We start from the raw sequence: 21882 nt of genomic DNA, 5'->3' as shown, positions 1-21882 counted from the left end.
CTGCGCCTGCCGACGCGCTCGTGTAGACAGTCCCCATGCCACTTGAAGGCGAGTACGCACCCAGCCCGAGCGACCGCGCACGCGAGCAGGCCGAGCTGTACGAGCGGAGCGACGGCCAGGAGGGCAACACGCTCGGTGGGCGGCCCGTCGTCATCCTCACCAGCCGCGGCGCCAGGACGGGCAAGCTGCGCAAGACGCCCCTCATGCGGGTGGAGCACGAGGGCAGCTACGCCGTCGTCGCCTCGATGGGGGGGGCGCCGAAGCACCCTGTCTGGTACTTCAACGTCGTGGCCGACCCGCACGTCGAGCTGCAGGACGGCGCGGCGAGGTGGGACATGCAGGCGCGCGAGGTCACCGGCGCCGAGAAGGAGGAGTGGTGGGACCGCTGCGTCCAGGCCTACCCGCCGTACGCCGAGTACCAAGAGCGCACCGACCGCGAGATCCCGGTCTTCGTCCTCGAGCGGATGGCGTGATGTCCACGCTGCGCACCGTGGCCCGCCTCGCCCTGGGCGCCGCGATGATCGGCGCCGGGGTCGGCCACCTCACCGTCCTGCGCGAGGAGTTCCAGGCGCAGGTGCCCAACTGGTTCCCCCTCGACGAGGACTTCACCGTCCTCGCCTCCGGCGTCGTGGAGATCGCGCTCGGCGCTGTGTTCGTTGCGCTGCCGCGGCACAAGCGTGTCATCGGGGCGGTGCTGGCGGTGTTCTTCGTCCTCGTCTTCCCGGGGAACGTCGCCCAGTACCTCGAGGCAAAGGACGGCTTCGGCCTCGACACCGACGAGAAGCGCCTGGGCCGCCTGTTCTTCCAGCCGGTGCTCATCCTGTGGGCGCTCTACGGCGGCGGTCACCTGCGTCGGCGCGAGCGGGTGGAGCTCACCGACTCCTGACCACCTCGGGCATGTGCCACAAGGGCGATTCGGAGTGATCGATCAGAGGCGATGATCAAGCCCGGGGGCATGATCCGAGCCTGAGCAAGCCTGATCTCACCCCCTTTGTGGCACATGCCCCGCCTGGCGCGGGCGCCGGCGCGGCAGACCTGCTGCCACGGCGCCCGCCACGGCGATGATCGTCACCGCCGCCACCACCGTCGCGCCCCACGCGCCCACCTCCCACGCCTGGCCGAGCAGCACCCCGCCCACCGACGAGCCCGCGTAGTACGCGAGCGTGTACGTGCCCGAACCGTCGGAGGGCCGCGGGCTCAGCCGTGCCGACGCCGCGGACGCGACGGCGTGCACCATGAAGAAGCCGGCGGCCACGACCGCGAGCCCCACCCACACGAGCACGACCGAGTCCGGCACGGTGAGCACTACCCCAGCCGCGCACGCGGCCAGCCCGGTGAGCGCCGTCGTGCGCAGACCGAAGCGCCGCTCCAGGCGGCCCGCGAGCGACGACGTCGCCGTCCCTGCGAGGTAGGTGAGGTAGAACATCGAGCCCACCCCGGTGCCGAGGAGGAACGGCGGGGCGTGGGTGCGGTAGGCGATGACGTTGTAGACGCCCACGAACATCGCCATCCCCAGCCCACCGAGCAGGTAGACCCGGACCCGGGCCGGGCGGGCGCCGTCGTCGCCCTCGCGGGGCGCCTGGTCGGGACGGACGCCGACGGCGGACCCGCGGGGCAGGAGCACCGCGGCCGCCGCCGTCAGCGCCGCTGCGGCAAGGGCGACGACGAGCATCGCGGTGCGCCACGTCGTCAGGTCCGCGACGACGCCACCCACCACACGCCCGCCCATCCCACCGACCGTCGTCCCGGCGATGTAGAGTCCCGCGACCCGCGTGACCCACCCGGGCGCGACGTTCTCCGTCACCCATGCCAGCGCGGCGGCCGGGACCGCCGCCATCGCCGCTCCCTGGACGGCGCGGGCGAGCAGCATGAGAGCGAAAGTCGGCGCCAGTGCCGCCGCCACCCCGGCGACGACGGCGCCTGCCAGTCCCAGCACCATCGTCCGGCCCCGGCCCGTGCGTTCCGACAGCCGCGCGAGCGGGAGGACGGCGACGGCGATGCCGAGGGTCGACGCGGAGACGAGCAGGCTGGCGCTGGTGGCGCCCACGTCGAGCTCGGCGGAGACGAGCGGCAGCAGCGGCTGGACGACGTAGACCATCGCGAACGCGGCGGTGCCCGTCGCGCCGAGGGCGAGCAGGGCCCGGCGGTACTGCGGGTCCCCCGGAAGCAGACCCGCGGGCGGCGGGGCGGGCATCGGCCCACTGTAGGACGCGGCCCAGCCGCGCGCGCCGCCGGGTCTCACGACGGTCACGAACCGCTTCAGGTGCTTGCCACGCGCGCGCAGCGCTGGTTCACTCTCGGCACGTGGTGGCGACGCACACCACACAGGACGCAAGGGAGCGTGCCGTGAGGACCAGTAGAACGACAACAGGGCGGGGGAGTCGGCGCGCGCTCGCGCTGGCGGCGACCACGCTGCTGCTCGCGGGCGCCGCCTGCGGCTCCGACAACGAGCCGGGCGGCGGAGCGACCACCAGCGGCGACGGCGACGGTGGCGGCGGCGGGGACGTGAGCATCGGCCTCATCACCAAGACCGAGACGAACCCGTTCTTCGTCACCATGCGGGAGGTTGCCGCCGAGTACGCCGGCGAGCAGGGCGTGGAGCTCACCGCCCTGGCCGGCGCGTTCGACGGCGACAACGAGGGTCAGGTCCAGGCGATGGAGGACCTCATCGCCCAGGGCGTGGACGGCATCATGATCACCCCGAACAACTCCACCGGCGTGCTCGGCGCGATCGAGCAGGCCCGGGCCCAGGGGATCATCGTCATCGCCCTCGACACGGCGACCGAGCCGGAGGACGCCGTCGATGCGACCTTCGCGACCGACAACCTCGAGGCGGGCCGACTGCAGGGCGCCTACGTCCGGGCGGCGATCGGTGACGCGGAGCCGAAGCTCATCATGCTCGACGGCACCGCCGGCGGCACGGTCGACACCTTCCGTCATGACGGCTTCCTCGACGGCTTCGGCATCGAGGAGGGCGACGCCGCCATCCTCGGCATGGAGAACACCCAGGGCGACCAGAACAACGCTCAGACCGCGATGGAGAACCTCCTCCAGCGCAACCCAGACGTCAACGCCGTCTACACGATCAACGAGCCCGCCGCCCGCGGTGCCTACGCGGCCCTGGAGGCCCAGGGCCTCACCGACCAGGTGGTCATCGGGTCCATCGACGGAGGCTGTCAGGGCGTGCAGGACGTCGCCGACGGGCAGTACGCGGCGACGGTCATGCAGTTCCCCGCCGAGATGGTCCGGCAAGGCATGGACGCGATCATCGAGGCCGCCGGCGGCGGCGAGGCGCCGTCCGGGTTCGTCGACACGGGCAGCGTCGTCATCACCGACAACCCCGTCGAGGGGATCGACTCCGAGACCACCGAGTGGGGGCTGGAGAACTGCTGGGGCTGAGCCGGCCGACCGACGACGGGACGACCGACACAGGGACGGAGAGCCATGTCTACGACCAGTGAGTCCGGGGCGGGGACGGCACCGGCCGCCGTCGTCCGCCGGGAGCGGCTCGGACGTGCGCTGCGCAACCCGGTCATCGGGCCGCTGGGGGCCCTGGTCATCGCGATCGTCGTCTTCACCCTGACGACCGACACCTTCGCCACCGTCGGCAACGCCTCCCTCATCCTTCAGCAGTCCATCGTCATCGGGACCCTGGCGCTGGGTCAGACGCTCATCATCCTCACCGCCGGCATCGACCTCGCCAACGGCGCGATCGCGGTGCTCGGCACGATCGTCATGGCCAAGCACGTCGTGGGCGGCGGGGACCCGCTGCTCGCGCTCGTGCTCGGCCTCGCCGTCACCATGCTCCTGGGCACGGTCAGCGGCCTGCTCGTCACCCGCCTCGGGCTGCCGCCGTTCATCGTCACCCTCGGGATCCTCACGGTGACCTACGCGCTCGCGCGCCTCTACGCCGAGTCACGCAGCTACCCGGTGGCGGACCGGCTGCTGCGGATCTGGGGAGAGGGGACGACGGTCGCGGGTGTGCGGATCACCTGGGGCTCCTTCCTCCTGCTCGCCCTGTTCGCGCTCTTCTGGTTCGTGCTCGGCCGCACCGCGTGGGGGCGGCACGTGTACGCCGTCGGCAACGCACCCGAGGCGGCCCGGCTCACCGGGATCAAGACCGGGCGCACCGTCCTGTCGGTCTACGTCGCCGCCGGTGCGCTCTACGGCATCGCGGCGTGGCAGGCGCTGGGCCGCATCCCCAACGCCGACCCGAACGCCTACCAGACCGGCAACCTGGACAGCATCACCGCCGTCGTCATCGGGGGCACGAGCCTTTTCGGCGGCCGGGGCAGCGTCATCGGCACGCTCATCGGGACGCTCGTCGTCGGGGTCCTGCGCTCCGGACTCACCCAGGCGGGGATCGACAACCTCTACCAGGACGTCGCCACCGGCGTCCTCGTCATCGTGGCCGTCTCCCTGGACCAGGTCTCGCGCCGGAGGGCCGTGCGATGACCAAGGACGACGGCGTCCCGGTCCTGGAGGCGCGCGCGCTGAGCAAGTCCTTCGGGCACGTGCGCGCCATGTCCGGCGCCGACTTCGAGCTGCGCGCGGGGGAGGTCCTCGCCGTCGTCGGCGACAACGGCGCGGGCAAGTCCACGCTCATCAAGGCGCTGTCCGGCGCCGTCGTGCCGGACTCGGGGGAGATCCGGATGAACGGCGAGCCGGTGACGTTCCGTTCCCCGCTCGAGGCGCGGCAGCGGGGGATCGAGACGGTCTACCAGGACCTCGCGGTCGCGCCCGCGCTCGACATCGCCTCCAACCTGTTCCTCGGGCGGGAGCTCCGCCGGCCGGGACTCGCCGGGACGCTCTTCCGCGTCCTCGACGGCGGCGCGATGCGGACCGAGGCGAAGCGGCAGCTCGACGCGCTCGGGGTGCGGATCCCCGACGTCCGCCAGCCTGTGGAGACGCTGTCCGGCGGGCAGCGGCAGAGCGTGGCGGTGGCGCGCGCCGCAGCCTTTGGCACCCGGCTCGTCATCATGGACGAGCCGACCGCTGCGCTCGGCGTGCGAGAGTCCGGGATGGTCCTCGACCTCATCCGGCGCATCCGTGACCGCGGGCTGCCCGTCGTCCTCATCTCCCACAACATGCCGCAGGTGTTCGAGATCGCCGACCGCATCCACATCCACCGGCTCGGGCGGCGCGCCGCCGTGGTGCGCCCGGCGGAGAGCTCGATGCGCGAGGTCGTGGAGATCATGACGGGCGCTACCGAGGTTGGCGCGGGGACGGACGGCGGGCGGTGACCGCCGGGCCTGCGCCTCACCCGGAGGTCCTCACCGCTGAGCTGCTCGAGCGCGCGCGAACGCTCTTGGACCGGGGCGGACGGCGCATCCTGGGGATCACTGGGGCACCCGGTGCCGGCAAGTCGACCCTCGCCCACGCCCTCGTCGAGGCGCTCGGTGGGAAGGCATGCCTGGTGGGGATGGACGGGTTCCATCTCGCGGAGGCCGAGCTCGTGCGGCTGGACCGCCGCGAGCGGAAGGGCGCACCGGACACCTTCGACGCGCTCGGCTACGTCGCCCTGCTGCGCCGGCTACGAGCGGCCGACGAGCGGACGGTCTACGCGCCGGTCTTCGACCGTGCGCTCGAGGAACCGATCGCCTGCGCCGTCCCGGTCCCCCGGGAGGTCCCTCTCGTCGTCACCGAGGGCAACTACCTCCTCGTTGCGCACGGCGACTGGGCCGAGGTTCGGCCGCTGCTCGACGAGAGCTGGTACGTCGAGCCGCCGCAGGACGTGCGCATCGCCAGGCTCATCGCCCGGCACGAGAGCTACGGCCGCTCACCGGAGGAGGCCCGCGAACGGTCGCTCGGCTCCGACGAGCGCAACGCCGAGGTCATCGCGGCGACGCGCCCGCGCGCCGACGTCGTCGTCGAGGTCGGCTGACGCGCGAGGGACGCCGCCGCGTGCCGGTGTCGGTGCCAGCCGATAGCGTGACGCGAGACTCACTGACAAGGGGGCCAGCCATGACTCAGCGACCCGTGCCGGGGGACCATCTGCGCGACTACGCGCCCAACCCTCGGGACACCGAGGAGGACACCCGATCGCCCGGTGAGCAGGCCAAGCCGCTCAAGCGCTCCACCTGGCGCAACCGGATCCTCGGCCTGGCGGCTGGGCTCGGCGGCGGGCTCCTCGTCTTCCTCCTGCTGCCGGGCGACCTCGCCGTCTCCGCGCGGGTCACGGCGGCCACGGCCGTCCTCATGGGCCTGTGGTGGATGACCGAGGCCATCCCCATCCCTGCCACCGCCCTGGTCCCCCTCGTCGTCTTCCCGATCTTCAACGAGACGACGGCGGAGGACGGCACGACCAGCCCGGTCACCGTCGACCAGGTGGGTGCCTCCTACGGCAACAACATCATCTTCCTGTTCATGGGCGGCTTCCTCCTTGCGCTGGCGATGCAGCGGTGGAACCTGCACCGGCGGATCGCGCTCGTCACGGTGCGGGCGATGGGAACGAGCCCGTCGATGGTCGTGGCCGGGTTCATGGTGGCCACCGGATTCATGTCGATGTGGGTGTCGAACACCGCCACCGCCGTCATGATGCTGCCCATCGGCGTCTCCGTGCTGCTCCTCGTGGCCAAGCTCAAGGACGAGGTCCCTGCCGGGGCGCCGGGTGCCGAGGGCGAGACCGACCTGCAGTCCGACGAGGTCAAGGCGCACGTCGTCGAGTCGACGTTCGGCACGGCGCTCATGCTCGGGATCGCCTACGCCGCCTCGATCGGGTCGCTCGCCACCATCATCGGCACGCCGCCCAACACACTGCTGGTCGGCTACCTGGCCGACAACCACGACATCCAGATCGGCTTCGGCCAGTGGATGCTCGTCGGCTTCCCCCTTGCCGTGGTGTTCCTCGCGATCTGCTGGTTCCTGCTCACCAAGGTGCTCTACAAGCCGGAGATCAAGGAGATCCCGGGTGGCCGCGAGCTCATGAACGAGGAGCTGGCCAAGCTCGGCCCGATGTCGAGCGGGGAGAAGCGTGTGCTCGCGATCTTCGTGCTCGCGGCGCTGTCGTGGGTGGCCATCCCGCTGATCTTCGACGAGCCGTTCATCTCCGACGCCGGGATCGCCATGGTCGTCGGCCTGCTGCTCTTCCTCAGCCCCTCGGGCAGCGGGCGCGGCGTGCGGCTGCTGGACTGGGAGAGTGCGGTCAAGCTGCCCTGGGGCGTGCTGCTGCTCTTCGGCGGTGGCTTGGCGCTGTCCTCGCAGTTCGGGGCCAGCGGGCTGACGGCGTGGATCGGTGAGCAGGCCGAGGCGCTGGGTGGCGCCCCGGTGGTGCTCGTCGTCCTCGTGCTCGTGGCGTTGGTCATCTTCCTCACCGAGCTCACCTCGAACACGGCGACGGCGGCGACCTTCCTGCCCGTGGTGGGTGGCCTGGCCATCGGCATCGACATGCCGGTCCTGCTCGCGACCATCCCGGTGGCGATCGCGGCCACCTGCGCCTTCATGCTGCCGGTGGCCACACCGCCCAACGCGATCGCCTACGGCTCGGGCTACGTCACCATCCCGCAGATGATGAAGGCGGGGCTGTGGCTCAACCTCATCGGCATCGTGCTCGTCACCCTCACGGCGATGACGCTGGCGGTGTGGGTGTTCGGGATCGTCTACTGACGGCGACGCCGCGCGGCTCACGCCGCCGGCCGGCCGGGGGAGCGGCTCTGGAAGCCGACCAGCCCCACCTACAGCGGTGCGGCGTGGCGGTAGGTCGGCTGTCGGCGGAGAGGGGGGACTACTCGCCGGTGATGATGCTCCTCAGCGTCTCCATCGGGAGCTTGGGGCGCCGGTTCTCGTCAAGCAGGCCGTTGGTCTCCTGGCCGGTGTCGGTGAGCTGGGTGTAGCAGAACCCGGCGAGCGCGCTGTCACGGACGGCGTCGAGGAGATCACGCAGGCGCGCCTCGAAGTCGGCCGCGTCCGACGCCGTCGAGTAGCCCCAGTCGCCCTCGTGCTGCGCGGCGAAGCTCACGCCGCCGAACTCGGTGAGCATGACGGGCTGGCCGCGGACGTCCTCGCGCAGCTGGAGGCGCCGGCCCGCCGGACCGATCCCGGCGAGCAGCTCGCGCACCGCCTCGGCGGTGCCGTAGCGCGCGCGCAGCTCGGCGCCGGTTGGAGCGTAGTCGTGGATCGAGAGGATGTCGGAGTCGGTGTGCTCCCAGCCGTCGTTGGAGACGACCGGGCGCGTCGGGTCCAGGGCGCGGGTGAGGTTGGCGAGCCCGATCGCGTAGTGCCGCTGCGCGGAGTCGTGCGCGCCGTGCTGCACGCCCCAGCTCTCGTTGAGCGGAACCCACGTGACGATGCTCGGGTGGGACTGGTCCCGCCGCACGAGCTCCACCCACTCACGCGTCAGCGCCTCCACCGAGCGCGGGGAGAAGGCGTAGGCGTTGGCGGTCTCGCCCCACACCGTGAGACCGAGCCGGTCGGCCCAGTAGAGGAAGCGCGGGTCCTCGGCCTTCTGGTGCACGCGCACCGAGTTGAAGCCGAGCTCCTTGATGAGGTGGACCTCCTCGCGCAGCGCCTCGGCGCTCGGCGCGGCGAGGTGGGTCCGGGGCCAATAGCCCTGCTCGAGCACCGAGCGCAGGTAGTACGGGCGGTCGTTGAGGAGGAAGGTGCCGTGGGCGACCGCGACGGAGCGCAGCCCCAGGTAGGAGCCGACGACGTCGGACCGGCCCGTGCCGCCGTCGTCGTCCGTCTCCACGGTGAGGGTTGCGTCCAGGAGCGTGGGCCGCTCCGGTGACCACAGCAGCTCCTCGTAGGCCTGGCCGTTGGCCTGGCGGGCGAGGTGGACGCGCAGCTCGACATCCTGGTCCAGTGCGCGCACCCGCTGCTCGGCGAGGAGCTCGCCCTCGTGGGACACCTGCACCGTCACCCAGGTGTCCGCCTCGGGCCGCTGCGCCAGGCGCACGGTGGCGGCGACGCTCGCGCCCGGCACGTCGGGCACCCACGCGAGCCCGGCCACGTGCTGGGCCGGCACGGCCTCGAGCCACACCGGCTGCCAGATCCCGGTGGTGCGGTGGTACCAGATGACGTGCGGCTCGCGCTGCCAGTCCTGCTTGCCGCGTGGCTGGGCGGCGTCGTGCGGGTCGTCGACGGCCTGGACCACCAGCTCCAGCGGCCCGTCCGCCGCGCGCACCACCGAGGTGACGTCGAAGCCGAAGGGCGTCTGCCCACCGGTGTGCTCGCCCACGTACGTCCCGCCGAGCCACACCCGCGCGCGGTAGTCGACCGCGCCGAAGCGCAGGACGAGTCGCTCACCCTGCTCGCCGAGCCCGGCCGCGGTGAGGTCCTCGGGCGAGAGCAGCCGCCGGTACCAGACCTCCCCGAGGTAGTCCGTCTCGCCCACGCCCGAGGCGGGGGACTCCGGCGGGAAGGGGACCGTGATCTGCCGGTCGAAGCTCACCTCGGCGGGCGTGGCGGCCCGCGCGACGGCGAACTCCCACGTCCCGCACAGGTCTGCCCACCGCTGCCGCTGCAGCTGGGGCCGGGGGTAGGAACCGTCCTGGCGGCTGGGACGGGACTGGTGGGAGGTCATGGCTGCTCCTCTGGGTCGGGCGCGGGGCGGGATCCAGCTGTCGGCGAGAGGGGGATGTCTTCTGCGCCGAGAGCTGGATGCCGCCCGGCGGTGGTCTCGCGGACGGCGAGGCGGTGGGGCACGGTCACGGTCTGCGGGGGCAGGCCGGCGGCGGCGCCCTCGCGCAGGAGCAGGTCGATCGCTGCCGTGGCGAGGGCCTGCTTGTCGGGGGCGATGGTGGTGAGGGACGGCGTCGTGTACGTCGCCTCCTCGATGTCGTCGACACCGACGACGGCGACGTCCTGCGGCACTCGCAGCCCGCGCACCGCCAGGGTGCGCAAGGCACCGAGGGCGAGGGCGTCGTTGAAGCAGAAGACGGCGTCGGGCGGCTCGGGCAGCTCGAGGAGCCGGGCCATGGCGGCCGCGCCGTCGGGGCGGTGGAACTGCTCGACGGCGGCGACGAGCTCCTCGTCGTGGGCCACGCCCGCGGCCGCGAGGGCGTCGCGGTAGCCCGCGAGGCGCAGCAGCGCCGTCTCGTTCGGCCCGCTCACCTGCGCACCGATGGCAGCGACCCGTCGCCGGCCGAGGCCGAGCAGGTGGGCCGTCGCGTCGGCGGCGGCGGCGCAGTTGTCGATCGTCACGTGGTCGAAGACCGCGTCGCCCACGTGCTCGCCGAGCAGGACGAGCGGGGAGCGGTCCACCCGCTCGCGCAGTGCCGGGGCGTCCAGCGCGAGGGGGGACAGGACGAGCCCGTCGAGGATCGGCAGGTCGTGCCCCTCGAGCAGTGTGCGTTCGGCCTCCTCGGCGCCCTCGGTCTGGGAGAGGAGCACCATGCGCCCGCGTGCCTTGGCGGCTCGCACGAGCTCGGCGGCGAGCTCGGCGAAGTAGGGCTGGGTGAGCTCGGGCAGGGCGACGGCGATGAGCCCGCTGGACCCGCGCCGCAGGTGCCGCGCGGCCAGGTTGGGCCGGTAGTCCAGCGCTGCCAGCGCCTCCTCGACGCGTTCGCGGGTGGCGGTGGTGACCGACCCGGTGCGGTTGACGACGTTGGAGACCGTCTTGATCGACACCCCCGCCCGGGAGGCCACCTCGCGCAAGCCGATGCGAGCCATCGCGCCCTCCTTCCGCTGCCCGTCGGTCCTTGTCCCGCGACGTCGCGCATTCGGACCGGACCGTCTGACCATAACGAATCGGCCTACCGGTATACAACGTTTACCTCCTGTGTTAGAAAGGCCATCCAGGCATCTCCAGGGCCGGGGGTGCACCTCATCGACGAGGGGGCTTTCACGATGACAACCACACGCACACCACGGATCGCAGCCCGCAGGCGCAGTGCCCTCGCGGCCGCGACGACCACCGCCGTCGTCCTCCTCGCAGCATGCGGCGGGGGACAGACGCCCGAGGACGTCGCCGGCGGAGGCGGCGAGCCGAGCGAGGCGCCGGAGTTCACCGGGGAGTACACCGGGCCGGCGGTCGAGCTGAACTATTGGAACGGCTTCACGGGCGGTGACGGGCCCTTCATGCAGGAGCTCGTCGACCAGTTCAACTCCGAGCACGAGAACATCACCGTCGTCCCCAACACCATGGACTGGGCCGACTTCTACCAGCGGCTCCCCGCGGCCGTCACGCAGGGCGAGGGCCCGCACGTGGGAGTCATGCACCTCGACCAGCTGGCCACCATGGCGGCACGCAACGCCATCGTGCCGCTGGACGACCTCGCCGAGTCCCTCGAGCTCACGGCCGAGGACTTCACCGAGGAGATCTGGGACGCCGGCATCTACGAGGACCAGCGCTACGGGATCCCGCTCGACGTCCACTCCCTGGCGATGTACTACAACACCGAGCACTTCGAGGAGGCCGGCATCACCGAGCCGCCCACCGACGAGGCCTCCTTCATGGAGGCCCTCGACGCGCTCCAGGCCGCCGGTTTCGAGACCCCGTTCTGGATGCCGCAGCTGTGGCCCAGCCACCTCATGTGGCTGTCCCTCGCCTGGCAGAACGGTGAGGAGGTGTACGCGGAGGACGGCTCCGCGGCGAACTACGACTCCGCCGGTGGTGTCGAGGCGCTGGAGTGGCAGCGCTCGATCATCGAGCAGGGCTACAGCCCGGGCGACGTCGCCATCGACTCCCAGTACGTCGCCTTCAAGAACGGGGAGAACTCCATCACCTGGGACGGGATCTGGCAGATCAACGACCTCGAGGCCGAGGAGGTGCCCTACGGCATCGCCCCGATCCCGCAGATCGGCGACGAGGCGGCCGTCTGGGCCAACTCTCACCACTTCTTCATGAGCCGGCAGGCGACCGAGGATGAGAACCTCGCCGCCGCGTCGCAGGTGTTCATCGCCTGGATGTCCGAGCAGTCCGGCACCTGGGCCGGCTCGGGTCTCATCCCCGCGCGCCTGTCCGTCCGGGAGAGCGGCGTGCTCGACGACATGCCCCAGCAGGTCATCGCCGAGCAGATCGACACCATGCGCTTCCTGCCGCCCGTTCCGGGCGTCGGCACCGTCCAGGCCGAGGCGCTCGAGCCGGCGATCGCGGACGCGGTCCTCGGCAACACCCCGCCGTCCGAGGCGCTGGGCACCGCGGCCGAGCAGGGCACCAACCTCATGGAGCAGAACCTCGAGAGCTTCGGAGGCTGACGATGACCTCCACCGTTGCACCTCCGCGCAGCGAGGAGGGGCTGCGGGAAGGGCGACGGCGTGGCATCCCGGTGCACGGGAAGGCGACGCCGTGGCTCTTCCTCGCCCCGTACCTCGTCCTGTTCCTCGGCTTCGTCATCGCGCCGATCGTCGTCGGCGCGTGGATCAGCCTGCACCGGTGGGACTACACCCTGCCGAACAAGCCGTTCGTCGGTCTGGAGAACTACACGAGCCTGTTCGACACCGGCTCGATCGCGGCGGCGCAGTTCTGGGACGCGATGGAGGCGACGGCGATCTTCACGGTGTTCAGCGTGCCGCTGCTGCTCACCATCCCGCTCGCCGTCGCCCTCGTGATGAACATGAAGTTCAAGGGCCGGACCTTCTTCCGGGCGGTCTACTTCGCCCCCTACGTCCTGGGCGTCGCCGTCGTCGCGATCATGTGGCGCTACCTGCTCGACAACAACATCGGCCTCGTCAACTACTACCTCGGGCTCCTCGGCCTCCCGGACGACATCCCGTGGCTGACCTCGAGCCCCGCGGTGTGGGTGAGCCTCGTGGGGGTGACGGTGTGGTGGACCCTCGGCTTCAACGCCGTCATCTACCTCGCCGCCCTCCAGGACATCCCCGGCGAGCTGTACGAGGCGGCCCGGGTGGACGGCGCCAACCGGTGGCAGCAGTTCCGCAACGTCACGCTCCCGGGGCTGCGGCCGGTCCTCGCGTTCATCACGACGATCACCATCATCGCCTCGGCGAACATGTTCGGGCAGTCCTACCTCATGACGTCCGGCGGTCCCGGCCGCGAGACCCGCACGGCGATCTACCAGATCGCCGAGACGGGCCTGCGCAACTTCCAGATGGGCAGCGCCGCCGCGATGAGCTACGTGCTCACCGTGGCGCTCATGCTCCTGAGCATCGTCGTGTTCTGGATCTTCCGTGAGCGAAAGGGTTGACATGGCCACCACCACCGCACCGGCCCCGGCGACCCGCCGCACGCCCGTGGGGCGCGTCGTCCTGCGCTACGTCATCCTCGGGCTGCTCGCGCTCCTCTTCATCAGCCCGCTCATCTACATGCTCGTCACGTCCTTCAAGACGCGTGGCGAGGCCGCCGGGTTCCCCCCGACGTGGATCCCCGACCCACCCTCGACCGCCGCGTACGAGTCGATCCTCAACGCCCCCGGCACCCCGGTGCTGCGGTGGTTCGCCAACAGCCTCGGCGCGGCGGCGGCGAACGCGGCGCTCGTCGTCACGACGTCCACGCTCGCCGGCTTCGCCCTCGCGCGCATGCAGTTCAGGGGCCGCCGGCTCGTCTTCGGTGCCGTCGTCGCCACGCTCTTCGTGCCGCCGGTCATCCTCATCATCCCCAACTACCTCATCGTCGGGGAGCTGGCCTGGCTCAACACCCTCCTCGCGATCATCGTGCCCACCGCGGCGTCCGCGTTCGGGGTGTTCTTCATGCGCCAGTTCTTCATCAGCCTCCCCGGCGAGCTCGAGGAGGCGGCCCGGCTCGACGGCGCGAACCAGTGGCAGGCGTTCTACCGCGTCGCGCTGCCGTTGGCCCGCCCGGCGCTCGCCACCCTGGCGCTGCTCGCGTTCCTCACCAACTGGAACGACTTCCTCTGGCCGGTCTACGTGCTCTTCAGCCCCGACGTCCAGACGCTGCCGGCCGGCCTGTCCACCCTGCAGTCCGCCAACGCCGTGCGCTACGACCTCCTCATGGCCGGCGCCGTCATCGCGAGCATCCCGGTGCTGGTAATGTACATCTTCCTCCAGCGCTTCATCATCGAGGGCGTCTCCCGCTCGGGGCTCAAGGGATGAGGCGGCCGGGCACGACGACGACGGCGCTGGCCTGCGTCGTCGTGCTCGCCGCCTGCGGGAGCGGGGACCAGGTGACGGACGACGACGCCGCCACGCCCGCGCCGTCGTCGTCCTCACCCGCCGAGGACGTCAACCCGGTGATCGCCGACGACTTCCCCGACCCGGACGTCCTGGAGGTCGACGGCGTCTACTACGCCTACGGGACCAACGGGAACCTGCGCAACGTGCGGGTCGCGCGCTCCACGGACCTCGTGGAGTGGGAGCTGCTCCAGGACGCGCTGCCGGAGCTGCCGAGCTGGGTGATCCCCGGCAAGACGTGGGCACCGGAGGTCACCGAGCTCGACGACGGCAGCTTCGCGCTCTACTTCACGGCCACGAACTACGACCCCTACGCGCAGTGCGTGGGCGTGGCGACGGCCGACGCGCCCGAGGGGCCGTTCACCGTGGTGGGGGAGGAGATGCTCGTGTGCCCGGAGGAGGAGGGCGGGGCGATCGACGCCTCGACCTTCGTGGACACCGACGGCAGCCGCTACCTGCTGTGGAAGAACGACGGCAACGCGCTCGGGCTGGACACCTGGCTCCACCTCGCGCCGCTCTCGGCCGACGGGCTGTCCCTGGCGGGGGAGCCGGTGCGGCTGCTCACGCAGGACCAGGACTGGGAGGGGCACCTCATCGAGGCGCCCACGCTGGTGGAACGGGACGGCAGCTACGTCCTGCTCTACTCGGCCAACGACTACGGCGGCGAGCAGTACGCCGTCGGGTACGCGACGGCCGACGCCGTCGACGGCCCCTACACCAAGGCCGACGGGCCGCTGCTCACCACCGACGCCACCGACGGCCGGTTCATCGGCCCCGGCGGGCAGGACGTGGTGACGGCGCCCGACGGCACCGACCGGCTCGTCTTCCACTCGTGGTACGGCGACACCTCCTACCGCGGCGTCAACGTGCTGCCGCTGGAGTGGGACGACGGACGTCCCGTCGTCGTCGTGCCCTGACACACCCTCGGAGAGATCAACGATGAGACACCGAAGGATCACGGCGGCGCTCGGCGCGGTGGCGCTCGCGCTCGGCCTCGCCGCCACGGCGGCCGTGCCCGCCCAGGCCGACGGCGGCGAGGACCCCGCCGCCACCACCTACACGAACCCGGTGACGGCCGACTTCGCCGACACCTACGCCGACCCCGCGGTCATCCGCGGCAAGGACGGCTGGTGGTACCTGTACGCGACGTCCGACCCGCTCGTCGAGGGCGGGGAGTTCGGGCTCATGCACGTGGCGCGCTCGCGCGACATGGTCGACTGGGAGTACCGCGGCACCATCCTCGACGAGGACTCCGCGCCCGACTGGGCCACCGACACGTCCTTCTTCTGGGCGCCGGACATCCGCTACGTCGACGGCCAGTACGTCCTGTACTTCACGGTGACCGACACCGTGCTCAACGCCGGTGACGACTCCGCGATCGGGGCGGCGACGGCGCCGACGCCGGAGGGTCCCTGGACGCCGGTGTCCGAGCCCGTGGTCCCACCGCGGCCCGACGGCGGCGGCTTCTTCTGGACCTTCGACCCCTCGATGCTCGCCGACGACGACGGCAGCCGGTACCTCTACTACGGCAGCTACTACGGCGGCCTGTGGGTCACCGAGCTCGACGAGAGCGGGCTGCGCGCCGTGGGGGAGGCGACGCAGGTGGCGATCAACGACAAGTTCGAGGGCGCCTACGTGCTCAAGCGGGACGGGTACTACTACCTCATGGCGTCCTCGGCGAACTGCTGCGCGGGGCCGTCGACCGGGTACAGCGTGTTCGCGGGGCGCTCGGAGAGCCCGCGCGGGCCCTTCGTCGACCACGAGGGGGTCTCGCTGCTCGACACGCGGCCGGGCGGCACACAGGTGCTCGTGCAGAACGGCAACCGGTGGATCGGGGCGGGGCACCACACCGTGGTGAGCGACCTGTCCGGCCAGGACTGGATCTACTACCACGCCATCGACCGCGAGGACCCGTGGCTGGCCCAGCCCGGCGGCATCAACCGCCGGCCCACGCTGCTGGACCGGCTCGACTGGGTGGACGGCTGGCCGGTCACCCGGGCCGGGGCCGGGCCGAGCGAGGGGGAGCAGGCCGGGCCGGTGGCGGCGTCGCTGCTGGGGCTGACGATCGAGGACCCTGCCGAGGGCGGCGCGCTGCGCGGCTCCTTCCGTCCCGACGTCGACCCGCAGTCCGGGAAGCACGCGCTGTTCCGCGGGCGCGTGTGGACCGACGAGCCGGCGCCTGGGGAGGTGCACGTCGAGCTCGACCTGCGCACCCGGCTCACCGCGCCCTTCCTCGTCCACGTGGGTCGCGGGTCCAACCGCGTCGAGGTGGAGGTGGACCCGAGGGGGCGCGAGCTGCACGTCGAGTACGGCCACGGGCGCTTCCAGGAGGAGGCGACCGTACCGATCCCGGCCGGCGACGACCTGTCGGTGTGGACGGCGCTGCAGGTCCACGTCGTCGAGGGGCAGGTGCACGCCCGCCTCAGCGAGTCCCGGCTCGGCGACGTCATCGCCGAGGTGGGGCTGGAGCTGCGGCCGGGGATCCTGCGCTCGGCGCCCGTGGAGTTCCGCGGCACGGGTGTGCACGTCGACAACCTGTCGGTCAACGCGGCCCACGAGCCGGTGACCGAGCTCGTTGCCGAGCCGGTGCCCGGTGAGGTGCTCGTGTCCGAGGACTTCTCCGACGCGGAGCTCGAGGGCTGGGAGTGGGTCCGCGAGGACACGGCCGCGCGCGTGGAGGACGGCGTGCTGGTGTGGCCGCTCACGGGGGCCGACCTCGTCGGTGCCGGTGGGACGGGCGGGCTGCTCCTGCGCGAACCGCCGTCAGGGGACTGGATCGTGGAGACGAGGCTGACGCTCGACCTCGGCGAGACCGAGGTGCGCAACTTCCAGCAGGCCGGGCTCATCGTCCACGCCGACGACGACAACTTCCTGCGGCTCGGCCATGTGGCCATCTGGAACACCCGCCAGGTGGAGTTCGGCAAGGAGGCCCTGCAGGACGGCTTCCTGTCCTGGGGCGGCCACACGAGCGGCCCACCCGCCGACACGACGTGGCTGCGCATCCACCACACCACCAACGACGCCGGTGAGCACCTGTACCGCTCGGCGTTCTCCACGGACGGCGAGTCCTGGCGCTGGGGTGCGACCTGGACCCTGCCCGCCGGGACCGGCGCGCGCGTCGGTCTCTACACCGGCGGCGGCGCCCAGCCCGAGACGGAGGCGAAGTTCGACTACGTAAAGCTCACCAGCACCAGCTGACCCTCCGCCCCCCTGCCCCCTGCCGCCCCCGCCCCCGCCCCTTCCGCATATGTCGGAATCTTGCAGCCTCGTGCCGATCCGGACTGCAGAAATCCGACATATGAGGGAGGGGTGGGAGGGCGGGCGGGGGGCGGGTTACTCGAACTTGATGGTGATGACGACGCGGCGGTTCTGGGCACGGCCCTCGTCGGACCCGTTGTCGGCCCGCGGGTGGGCGAAGCCGTAGCCGGCGGTCGTGACGAGTCCGGCATCCAGGCCGCCACGGTCGACGAGCCAGGTGGCCACCGCCTGCGCCCGGCGCGTGGACAGGTCGAGGTTGTGCTCCTCGGTGCCGACGTCGTCGGTGTGCCCCTCGACGAGGACGATGGCGGGGGTGCCGCGGCCGGCGATGTCCGCGACGACCGCTTCGAGGTCGGACTCGGCCTCGGGCAGGATGACGTCCTCGTTGTTGCCGAAGAGGACGTCGCCCTGGCTGCTGTAGGAGACCGACTCCTCCTTGTCCGTGACCTCGACGTCCTCAGAGTCCTCGAGACGGTAGCCCTCCAGCGAGACACCCGGGACGGTCTCGCCGGGCACGGTGACACCGGGGACCGTCACGCCGGGGATCGTCACGCCCCGCACGGTTCCGCCGTCGAGGTACTCCGCGGAGCGATAGGCAGCCGACTGGTAGGAGGCCGACTGGTAGCCGGCCGAGCGGTAGACGGCGGGCCGGTAGACCGCCGAGACGTAGGACCCGGCCTCACCGGGCTCGCTCTGGCAGACCTCCTCGACCGAGGTGCCCTCGACGATGATCTCCTCCTGCTCGACCCGCTCGGCGACGACCTCCTCGATGACTGTGCCGTCCGGCAGGGTCAACGCGGGCAGCACCCGCTCGGGGATCGAGTAGCCGGGGATGACGGCACGGCTGATCTCCACCGCACCCAGGCATCCACCGGGCGCCTCGTACTCGATGATGCAGCCGCGGTCGACCACCCGCTCAGGGATCTTCACCGCGTCGACGAACTGGGCAGGGACACTCTCCCCGGCGAGCTCGAAAGCCTCGACCACCACCTCGGGGATCTTCTGGGCCTCGACCACCTGACTGCCGAGCATGGTCACCGTCTTGCCCTCCCCGTCCTCACACTCGGCCAGGTGCAGCGCGGGCGACGCATCCGCCGCCGCGCCCTCGCTCGGCTCCTCCGTGGCGGGCACGGCCTCCTGGGTCGGTGTGCCGGTGGCCGACGGCGAAGGCTCGGGGGAGTTGGCCTCCCCCGAGCAGGCGGCGGCAAGGACGAGCACCCCAGCCGCGAGAACCGAGACCGAGACACGAGCTGACCGCATGAGAGAACCCTGCCCTTCGGCGGGGTGAGCCCCGCGCCTGCGCCGACGAAACCGACACCGAGGGTAGCGGAGCCCACGGACGCCCCTACGATGAGGACCATGCTCTTCGCCTTCTCCGTCGCGCCCACCGTCGCCGACTCGGCCGACGGCTCCGTCTCCGCGGCCGTCGCCGCCGCCGTCCGCGTGGTCCGGGAGTCCGGGCTGCCGAACGAGACCACGGCCATGTTCACCACCATCGAGGGGGAGTGGGACGAGGTCATGCCTGTCATCAAGGCAGCGTGCGACGCGGTTGCCGCCCACAGCCCGCGCGTCAGCCTCGTCCTCAAGGCCGACCTGCGCCCCGGCCACGAGGGCCAGCTCAGCGCGAAGGTCGAGCGGGTGGAGGAGCGCCTCCAGGGCGATACCTCGCTCTAGAACAGCACTCGGCGCGGACCGAGGCGGTCGGAGCGCAGAGAGGCGCCGTGCGACCACAGCTCCTTCTTCGACGTCGTCAGCCCGGGACCTCCTCCTCATGCTGGGCGCCGGGGCTACTGAGAAGGTGGAGGGGAGGGCCGGCACCTCGCGCCGGTCCAGAAGGAGGATCAGCATGAAGGCACTGCAGTACCGCACGATCGGCGCGGCCCCGGAGGTCGTCGAGATCGAGACGCCCGAGCCCGGCCCCGGCCAGGTACGCCTCAAGGTCACCGCCGCCGGCGTCTGCCACTCTGACTCGTTCGTCATGAGCCTGCCCGAGGAGCACTACATCTACGGGCTGCCGCTCACCCTGGGCCACGAGGGCGCCGGCGTCGTCGACAAGCTCGGCGACGGCGTCACCGGCCTCGAGGTCGGCACCTCGGTCGCCGTCTACGGCCCGTGGGGATGCGGCCACTGCTACACGTGCGCGCAGGGCAAGGAGAACTACTGCGAGCGAGCCGGCGAGCTGGGCATCGCCCCGCCCGGGCTCGGTGCGCCCGGCGCCATGGCCGAGTACATGATCGTCGACGACCCCCGCCACCTCGTGCCCCTGGGCGACCTGGACCCCGTCCAGAACGTGTCGCTCACCGACGCCGGCCTCACCCCGTACCACGCGATCAAGGGCTCGCTGGACAAGCTCGTGCCGGGCTCGACGGCCGTCGCCATCGGGGCGGGTGGGCTCGGGCACGTCGGCATCCAGATCCTGCGAGCCATCAGCCCGGCCACAGTCATCGCGCTCGACCTCGCCGAGGACAAGCTCGGTCTGGCCATGGAGGTCGGCGCGCACCACGCCTTCCTTTCCGCGGACGACGCCGTGGAGCAGGTCCGCGCGCTCACCGGTGGACGCGGTGCGACGGCCGTCTTCGACTTCGTCGGTGTGCAGCCGACCATGGACCTGGGCGCCAAGATGGTCGCGGTGGGAGGGGACCAGGTGCTGGTGGGCGTGGGCAGCGGCTCGCTGCCCGTCGGCTTCCTCGACCGGCCCTACGAGTCCCAGGTGCGCGCGCCCTACTGGGGCTACCGCCACGAGCTCTTCGAGGTGCTCGACCTCGCACGGACTGGCGCCGTCCACGTCGAGACCGAGGTCTTCTCCCTCGACGACGCGCCCAAGGCCTACGAGAAGCTGCACGACGGCACGCTGCGCGGCCGCGCCGTCATCGTCCCGTAGCCCCGACCCCTGAATGGCGAGAGCCGGATGCCTCCTCGGAGGAATCCGGCTCTCGGCGCGCTCCGGGGCGTGTGAGCCCGTCGGGCATGTGCCACAAGCGCGGCTTCCGGAGGCCGACACGCCGAGCGACACGCCGACGGAAGATGCCGCCGAGGCCCGCGACGGGGCGTTTGTGGCACGTTACGCCGCGGCGGCGTCACCCTCGCAGGCGAGACGGACGAGGTAGTCCACCAGCGCGGCCGGGGCCGAGCGTGGCGCGACGGCCTCGACGGCGGCGTTGTCGTTCGTGTTCGTGTTGACGTCGTAGGTGAGCAGACGCCCGTCGGTCGACTCGATGAACTAAGCCGCCGATGCGCGGGGTCGCCGCCTGGACGTACTCCTGGGCGAGCGTGATGCCGCCAATGTGACGACGGGGTCCGGCGCGCGCCGGCGGCCGCGGCGCGTCAGCAACCGTTGGCCGGGTCGTAGAGGCCGCGGGACGCCGCCTGCGCCTCCTCGTGCGCGGCGACCACAGCGTCGTGGAAGCGATCGTTCGGGCGCACGAGGACCGGGACGCCAAGACCGGCGCGCGCGACCTCGGCGTTGACGAGGAGGTCGTCGAGGTAGACCCCGGCGAGGTGGCGGCCGTACCGGTCCGTCGGCTCGACGTCCTCCTCCAGACGGACCTCGGTGCCCGGGGGGAGCAGGTCGGCGAGGAAGGCGGTCGCCTCCACGCCCAGGCACTCGGCCTCGGTGTAGGGGCCGTCCTTCTCCGGGGTGTCGAGGTTGAGGAGCCGCACCGCCACCTCCTCGCCGTCCATCTCCACCCTGATCGTGTCCCCGTCGACGACGTAGGTGACCGTGGCGAGGTCGCCGTCGCTCTCCTCGGCCGGGGCGCAGGCGCCGAGCACGAGTCCGGCGCACCCGAGCGCGGCGAGCCCTCGGCGGAGGGGGTCCCGATCGGCGGTCGTCGTCATGGAGCCGGAGTCTAGGTCGACTGCCCGGGCACCTTCGCGCGCACGAGCGCGGTCTCCTCAGTACCTTGGGGGCGTGTGGCAGTTGTCACACCACGTCATGATGGGGGTTCGACATGGTTCTACGACGCGCTGTCCTGGGTGCCGGCATCCTGCTCGGCGCCGCGGTGCTCGCTGTGTCTCCCGCTGCTGCCGAACCCTCCGATCAGGACGAGGCCTGGATGGTTGCGGCCCACCAGAGCAATCTCGCCGAGATTGCCGCCGGCACGGCCGCGCAGGACCAGGCCACGACGGCGGAGGTGAGGGAGATGGGCGCCACGCTCATCGCCGACCACGAGGCGCTGGACGCCGGCCTCGTCGCGCTTGCCGAGGAGCTCGGCGTCGACCTGCCCGACCAGCCGTCGCCGGAGCAGGAGGCCGCCCTCACCGAGGTGCGGGAGCAGCAGGGCGAGGCCTTCGACACCGCCTGGATCGCCACGCAGATCGAGGGGCACCGGATGTCCCTCGCCGCGGGGCAGGAGGAGATCGCCAACGGCTCCGACGAGGACGTCATCGCCCTGGCCGAGGCCGCCGCCCCGGTGATCCAGCGTCACCTCGACCACCTGCTCACCATGTCCGGCGGCGCCCCCGGCGCAGTGCCGGGCGGCATCGCCCCTGACGGCACCACCGACTCCCTCGGGCTCGCGGCGGTCGTTCTCGGCGCCGTCGTGCTCGCCGGCGCTGCTGCGGTGGTCGTGCGACGCAGGCAGGTCCGGGCCTAAG

20 protein-coding genes are annotated in these 21882 nt (G+C 71.8%); 15 read left to right on the top strand and 5 right to left on the bottom strand.

Annotation, left to right across the window (positions count from 1 at the left end; translation table 11 throughout):
- Window positions 1–35: 35 nt before the first annotated feature.
- Together M3148_RS14490 and M3148_RS14485 are read left to right on the top strand one after the other, a co-directional pair.
- Window positions 36–473: a nitroreductase family deazaflavin-dependent oxidoreductase gene (locus M3148_RS14490; protein WP_251305420.1), complete on the top strand. Its 438-nt coding sequence runs from the start codon at window positions 36–38 to the stop codon at window positions 471–473.
- Window positions 473–886 carry a DoxX family protein gene (locus M3148_RS14485; RefSeq protein WP_251305419.1) on the top strand — a complete coding sequence of 138 codons (414 nt, stop codon included), beginning with the start codon at window positions 473–475 and terminating at the stop codon, window positions 884–886. The genes M3148_RS14490 and M3148_RS14485 overlap by 1 nt, the downstream gene beginning before the upstream one ends.
- Window positions 887–982: 96 nt before the next feature.
- Here the strand turns inward: M3148_RS14485 and M3148_RS14480 are convergent, their stop codons facing one another.
- A complete protein-coding gene (locus M3148_RS14480; RefSeq protein ID WP_251305418.1) occupies window positions 983–2194 on the bottom strand; it encodes an MFS transporter in 1212 nt (403 codons plus the stop codon).
- A 152-nt stretch (window positions 2195–2346) separates the two neighbouring features.
- On the opposite strand from M3148_RS14480, the gene M3148_RS14475 reads away from it, so the two are divergent.
- The 5 genes from M3148_RS14475 (at window position 2347) to M3148_RS14455 (ending at window position 7605) form a co-directional block, all read left to right on the top strand.
- Window positions 2347–3399, top strand: coding sequence for a substrate-binding domain-containing protein (locus tag M3148_RS14475; protein ID WP_251305417.1), 1053 nt, complete (start codon window positions 2347–2349; stop codon window positions 3397–3399).
- A gap of 45 nt (window positions 3400–3444) precedes the next feature.
- Window positions 3445–4455 (top strand): ABC transporter permease, encoded by a 1011-nt coding sequence (locus M3148_RS14470; RefSeq protein WP_251305416.1) that lies wholly within the window; start codon window positions 3445–3447, stop codon window positions 4453–4455.
- Complete coding sequence (locus M3148_RS14465; protein WP_251305415.1) at window positions 4452–5243, top strand: ATP-binding cassette domain-containing protein; 792 nt, start codon at window positions 4452–4454, stop codon at window positions 5241–5243. Before M3148_RS14470 ends, M3148_RS14465 begins: the two co-directional genes overlap by 4 nt.
- Window positions 5240–5884, top strand: a complete 645-nt coding sequence (locus tag M3148_RS14460) for a nucleoside/nucleotide kinase family protein (RefSeq protein WP_251305414.1) — start codon at window positions 5240–5242, stop codon at window positions 5882–5884. The genes M3148_RS14465 and M3148_RS14460 overlap by 4 nt, the downstream gene beginning before the upstream one ends.
- A gap of 80 nt (window positions 5885–5964) precedes the next feature.
- Window positions 5965–7605: an SLC13 family permease gene (locus tag M3148_RS14455; RefSeq protein WP_251305413.1), complete on the top strand. Its 1641-nt coding sequence runs from the start codon at window positions 5965–5967 to the stop codon at window positions 7603–7605.
- Between the two features lie 118 nt (window positions 7606–7723).
- Here M3148_RS14455 and M3148_RS14450 read toward each other — a convergent pair whose 3' ends face one another.
- Both M3148_RS14450 and M3148_RS14445 read right to left on the bottom strand, forming a co-directional pair.
- A complete protein-coding gene (locus M3148_RS14450) occupies window positions 7724–9520 on the bottom strand; it encodes a glycoside hydrolase family 2 protein (RefSeq protein WP_251305412.1) in 1797 nt (598 codons plus the stop codon).
- Window positions 9517–10608: a LacI family DNA-binding transcriptional regulator gene (locus M3148_RS14445; RefSeq protein WP_251305411.1), complete on the bottom strand. Its 1092-nt coding sequence runs from the start codon at window positions 10606–10608 to the stop codon at window positions 9517–9519. The genes M3148_RS14450 and M3148_RS14445 overlap by 4 nt, the downstream gene beginning before the upstream one ends.
- 177 nt (window positions 10609–10785) lie before the next feature.
- Here M3148_RS14445 and M3148_RS14440 point away from each other — a divergent pair, with 177 nt between their 5' ends.
- From M3148_RS14440 to M3148_RS14420, 5 genes are read left to right on the top strand one after another with little or no spacing between them, the layout of a single operon-like run.
- Complete coding sequence (locus M3148_RS14440; protein ID WP_251305410.1) at window positions 10786–12135, top strand: ABC transporter substrate-binding protein; 1350 nt, start codon at window positions 10786–10788, stop codon at window positions 12133–12135.
- Between the two features lie 2 nt (window positions 12136–12137).
- Window positions 12138–13085, top strand: a complete 948-nt coding sequence (locus M3148_RS14435) for a carbohydrate ABC transporter permease (RefSeq protein WP_251305409.1) — start codon at window positions 12138–12140, stop codon at window positions 13083–13085.
- Between the two features lies 1 nt (window position 13086).
- Window positions 13087–13950, top strand: coding sequence for a carbohydrate ABC transporter permease (locus tag M3148_RS14430; protein WP_251305408.1), 864 nt, complete (start codon window positions 13087–13089; stop codon window positions 13948–13950).
- The gene (locus tag M3148_RS14425) at window positions 13947–14945 is read left to right on the top strand and encodes a glycoside hydrolase family 43 protein (protein WP_251305407.1); all 999 of its coding nucleotides are present in this window, start codon (window positions 13947–13949) and stop codon (window positions 14943–14945) included. Before M3148_RS14430 ends, M3148_RS14425 begins: the two co-directional genes overlap by 4 nt.
- Before the next feature lie 22 nt (window positions 14946–14967).
- A complete protein-coding gene (locus M3148_RS14420; RefSeq protein ID WP_251305406.1) occupies window positions 14968–17226 on the top strand; it encodes a family 43 glycosylhydrolase in 2259 nt (752 codons plus the stop codon).
- 135 nt (window positions 17227–17361) lie between these two features.
- Here M3148_RS14420 and M3148_RS14415 read toward each other — a convergent pair whose 3' ends face one another.
- Window positions 17362–18546 (bottom strand): OmpA family protein, encoded by a 1185-nt coding sequence (locus M3148_RS14415; protein WP_251305405.1) that lies wholly within the window; start codon window positions 18544–18546, stop codon window positions 17362–17364.
- Window positions 18547–18645: 99 nt separating this feature from the next.
- Between M3148_RS14415 and M3148_RS14410 the strand changes: the two genes are divergently transcribed.
- Window positions 18646–18960 (top strand): MTH1187 family thiamine-binding protein, encoded by a 315-nt coding sequence (locus M3148_RS14410; RefSeq protein ID WP_251305404.1) that lies wholly within the window; start codon window positions 18646–18648, stop codon window positions 18958–18960.
- Window positions 18961–19132: 172 nt separating this feature from the next.
- Entirely contained in the window at window positions 19133–20167 is a 1035-nt protein-coding gene (locus M3148_RS14405; protein WP_251305403.1) for an NAD(P)-dependent alcohol dehydrogenase, read from the top strand.
- 443 nt (window positions 20168–20610) lie between these two features.
- Here M3148_RS14405 and M3148_RS14400 read toward each other — a convergent pair whose 3' ends face one another.
- Entirely contained in the window at window positions 20611–21123 is a 513-nt protein-coding gene (locus tag M3148_RS14400) for a thermonuclease family protein (protein ID WP_251305402.1), read from the bottom strand.
- Between the two features lie 113 nt (window positions 21124–21236).
- Here M3148_RS14400 and M3148_RS14395 point away from each other — a divergent pair, with 113 nt between their 5' ends.
- Window positions 21237–21881: a DUF4142 domain-containing protein gene (locus M3148_RS14395; RefSeq protein ID WP_251305401.1), complete on the top strand. Its 645-nt coding sequence runs from the start codon at window positions 21237–21239 to the stop codon at window positions 21879–21881.
- Window position 21882: the final 1 nt, after the last annotated feature.

Origin of the sequence: Georgenia satyanarayanai, from assembly GCF_023715365.1 — a bacterium.
In the GTDB taxonomy this organism is placed as follows: Bacteria; Actinomycetota; Actinomycetes; order Actinomycetales; family Actinomycetaceae; genus Oceanitalea; species Oceanitalea satyanarayanai_B.
The sequence above is the reverse complement of the archived record's forward strand: the minus strand, read 5'-3'. Positions and strand labels throughout refer to the sequence as shown.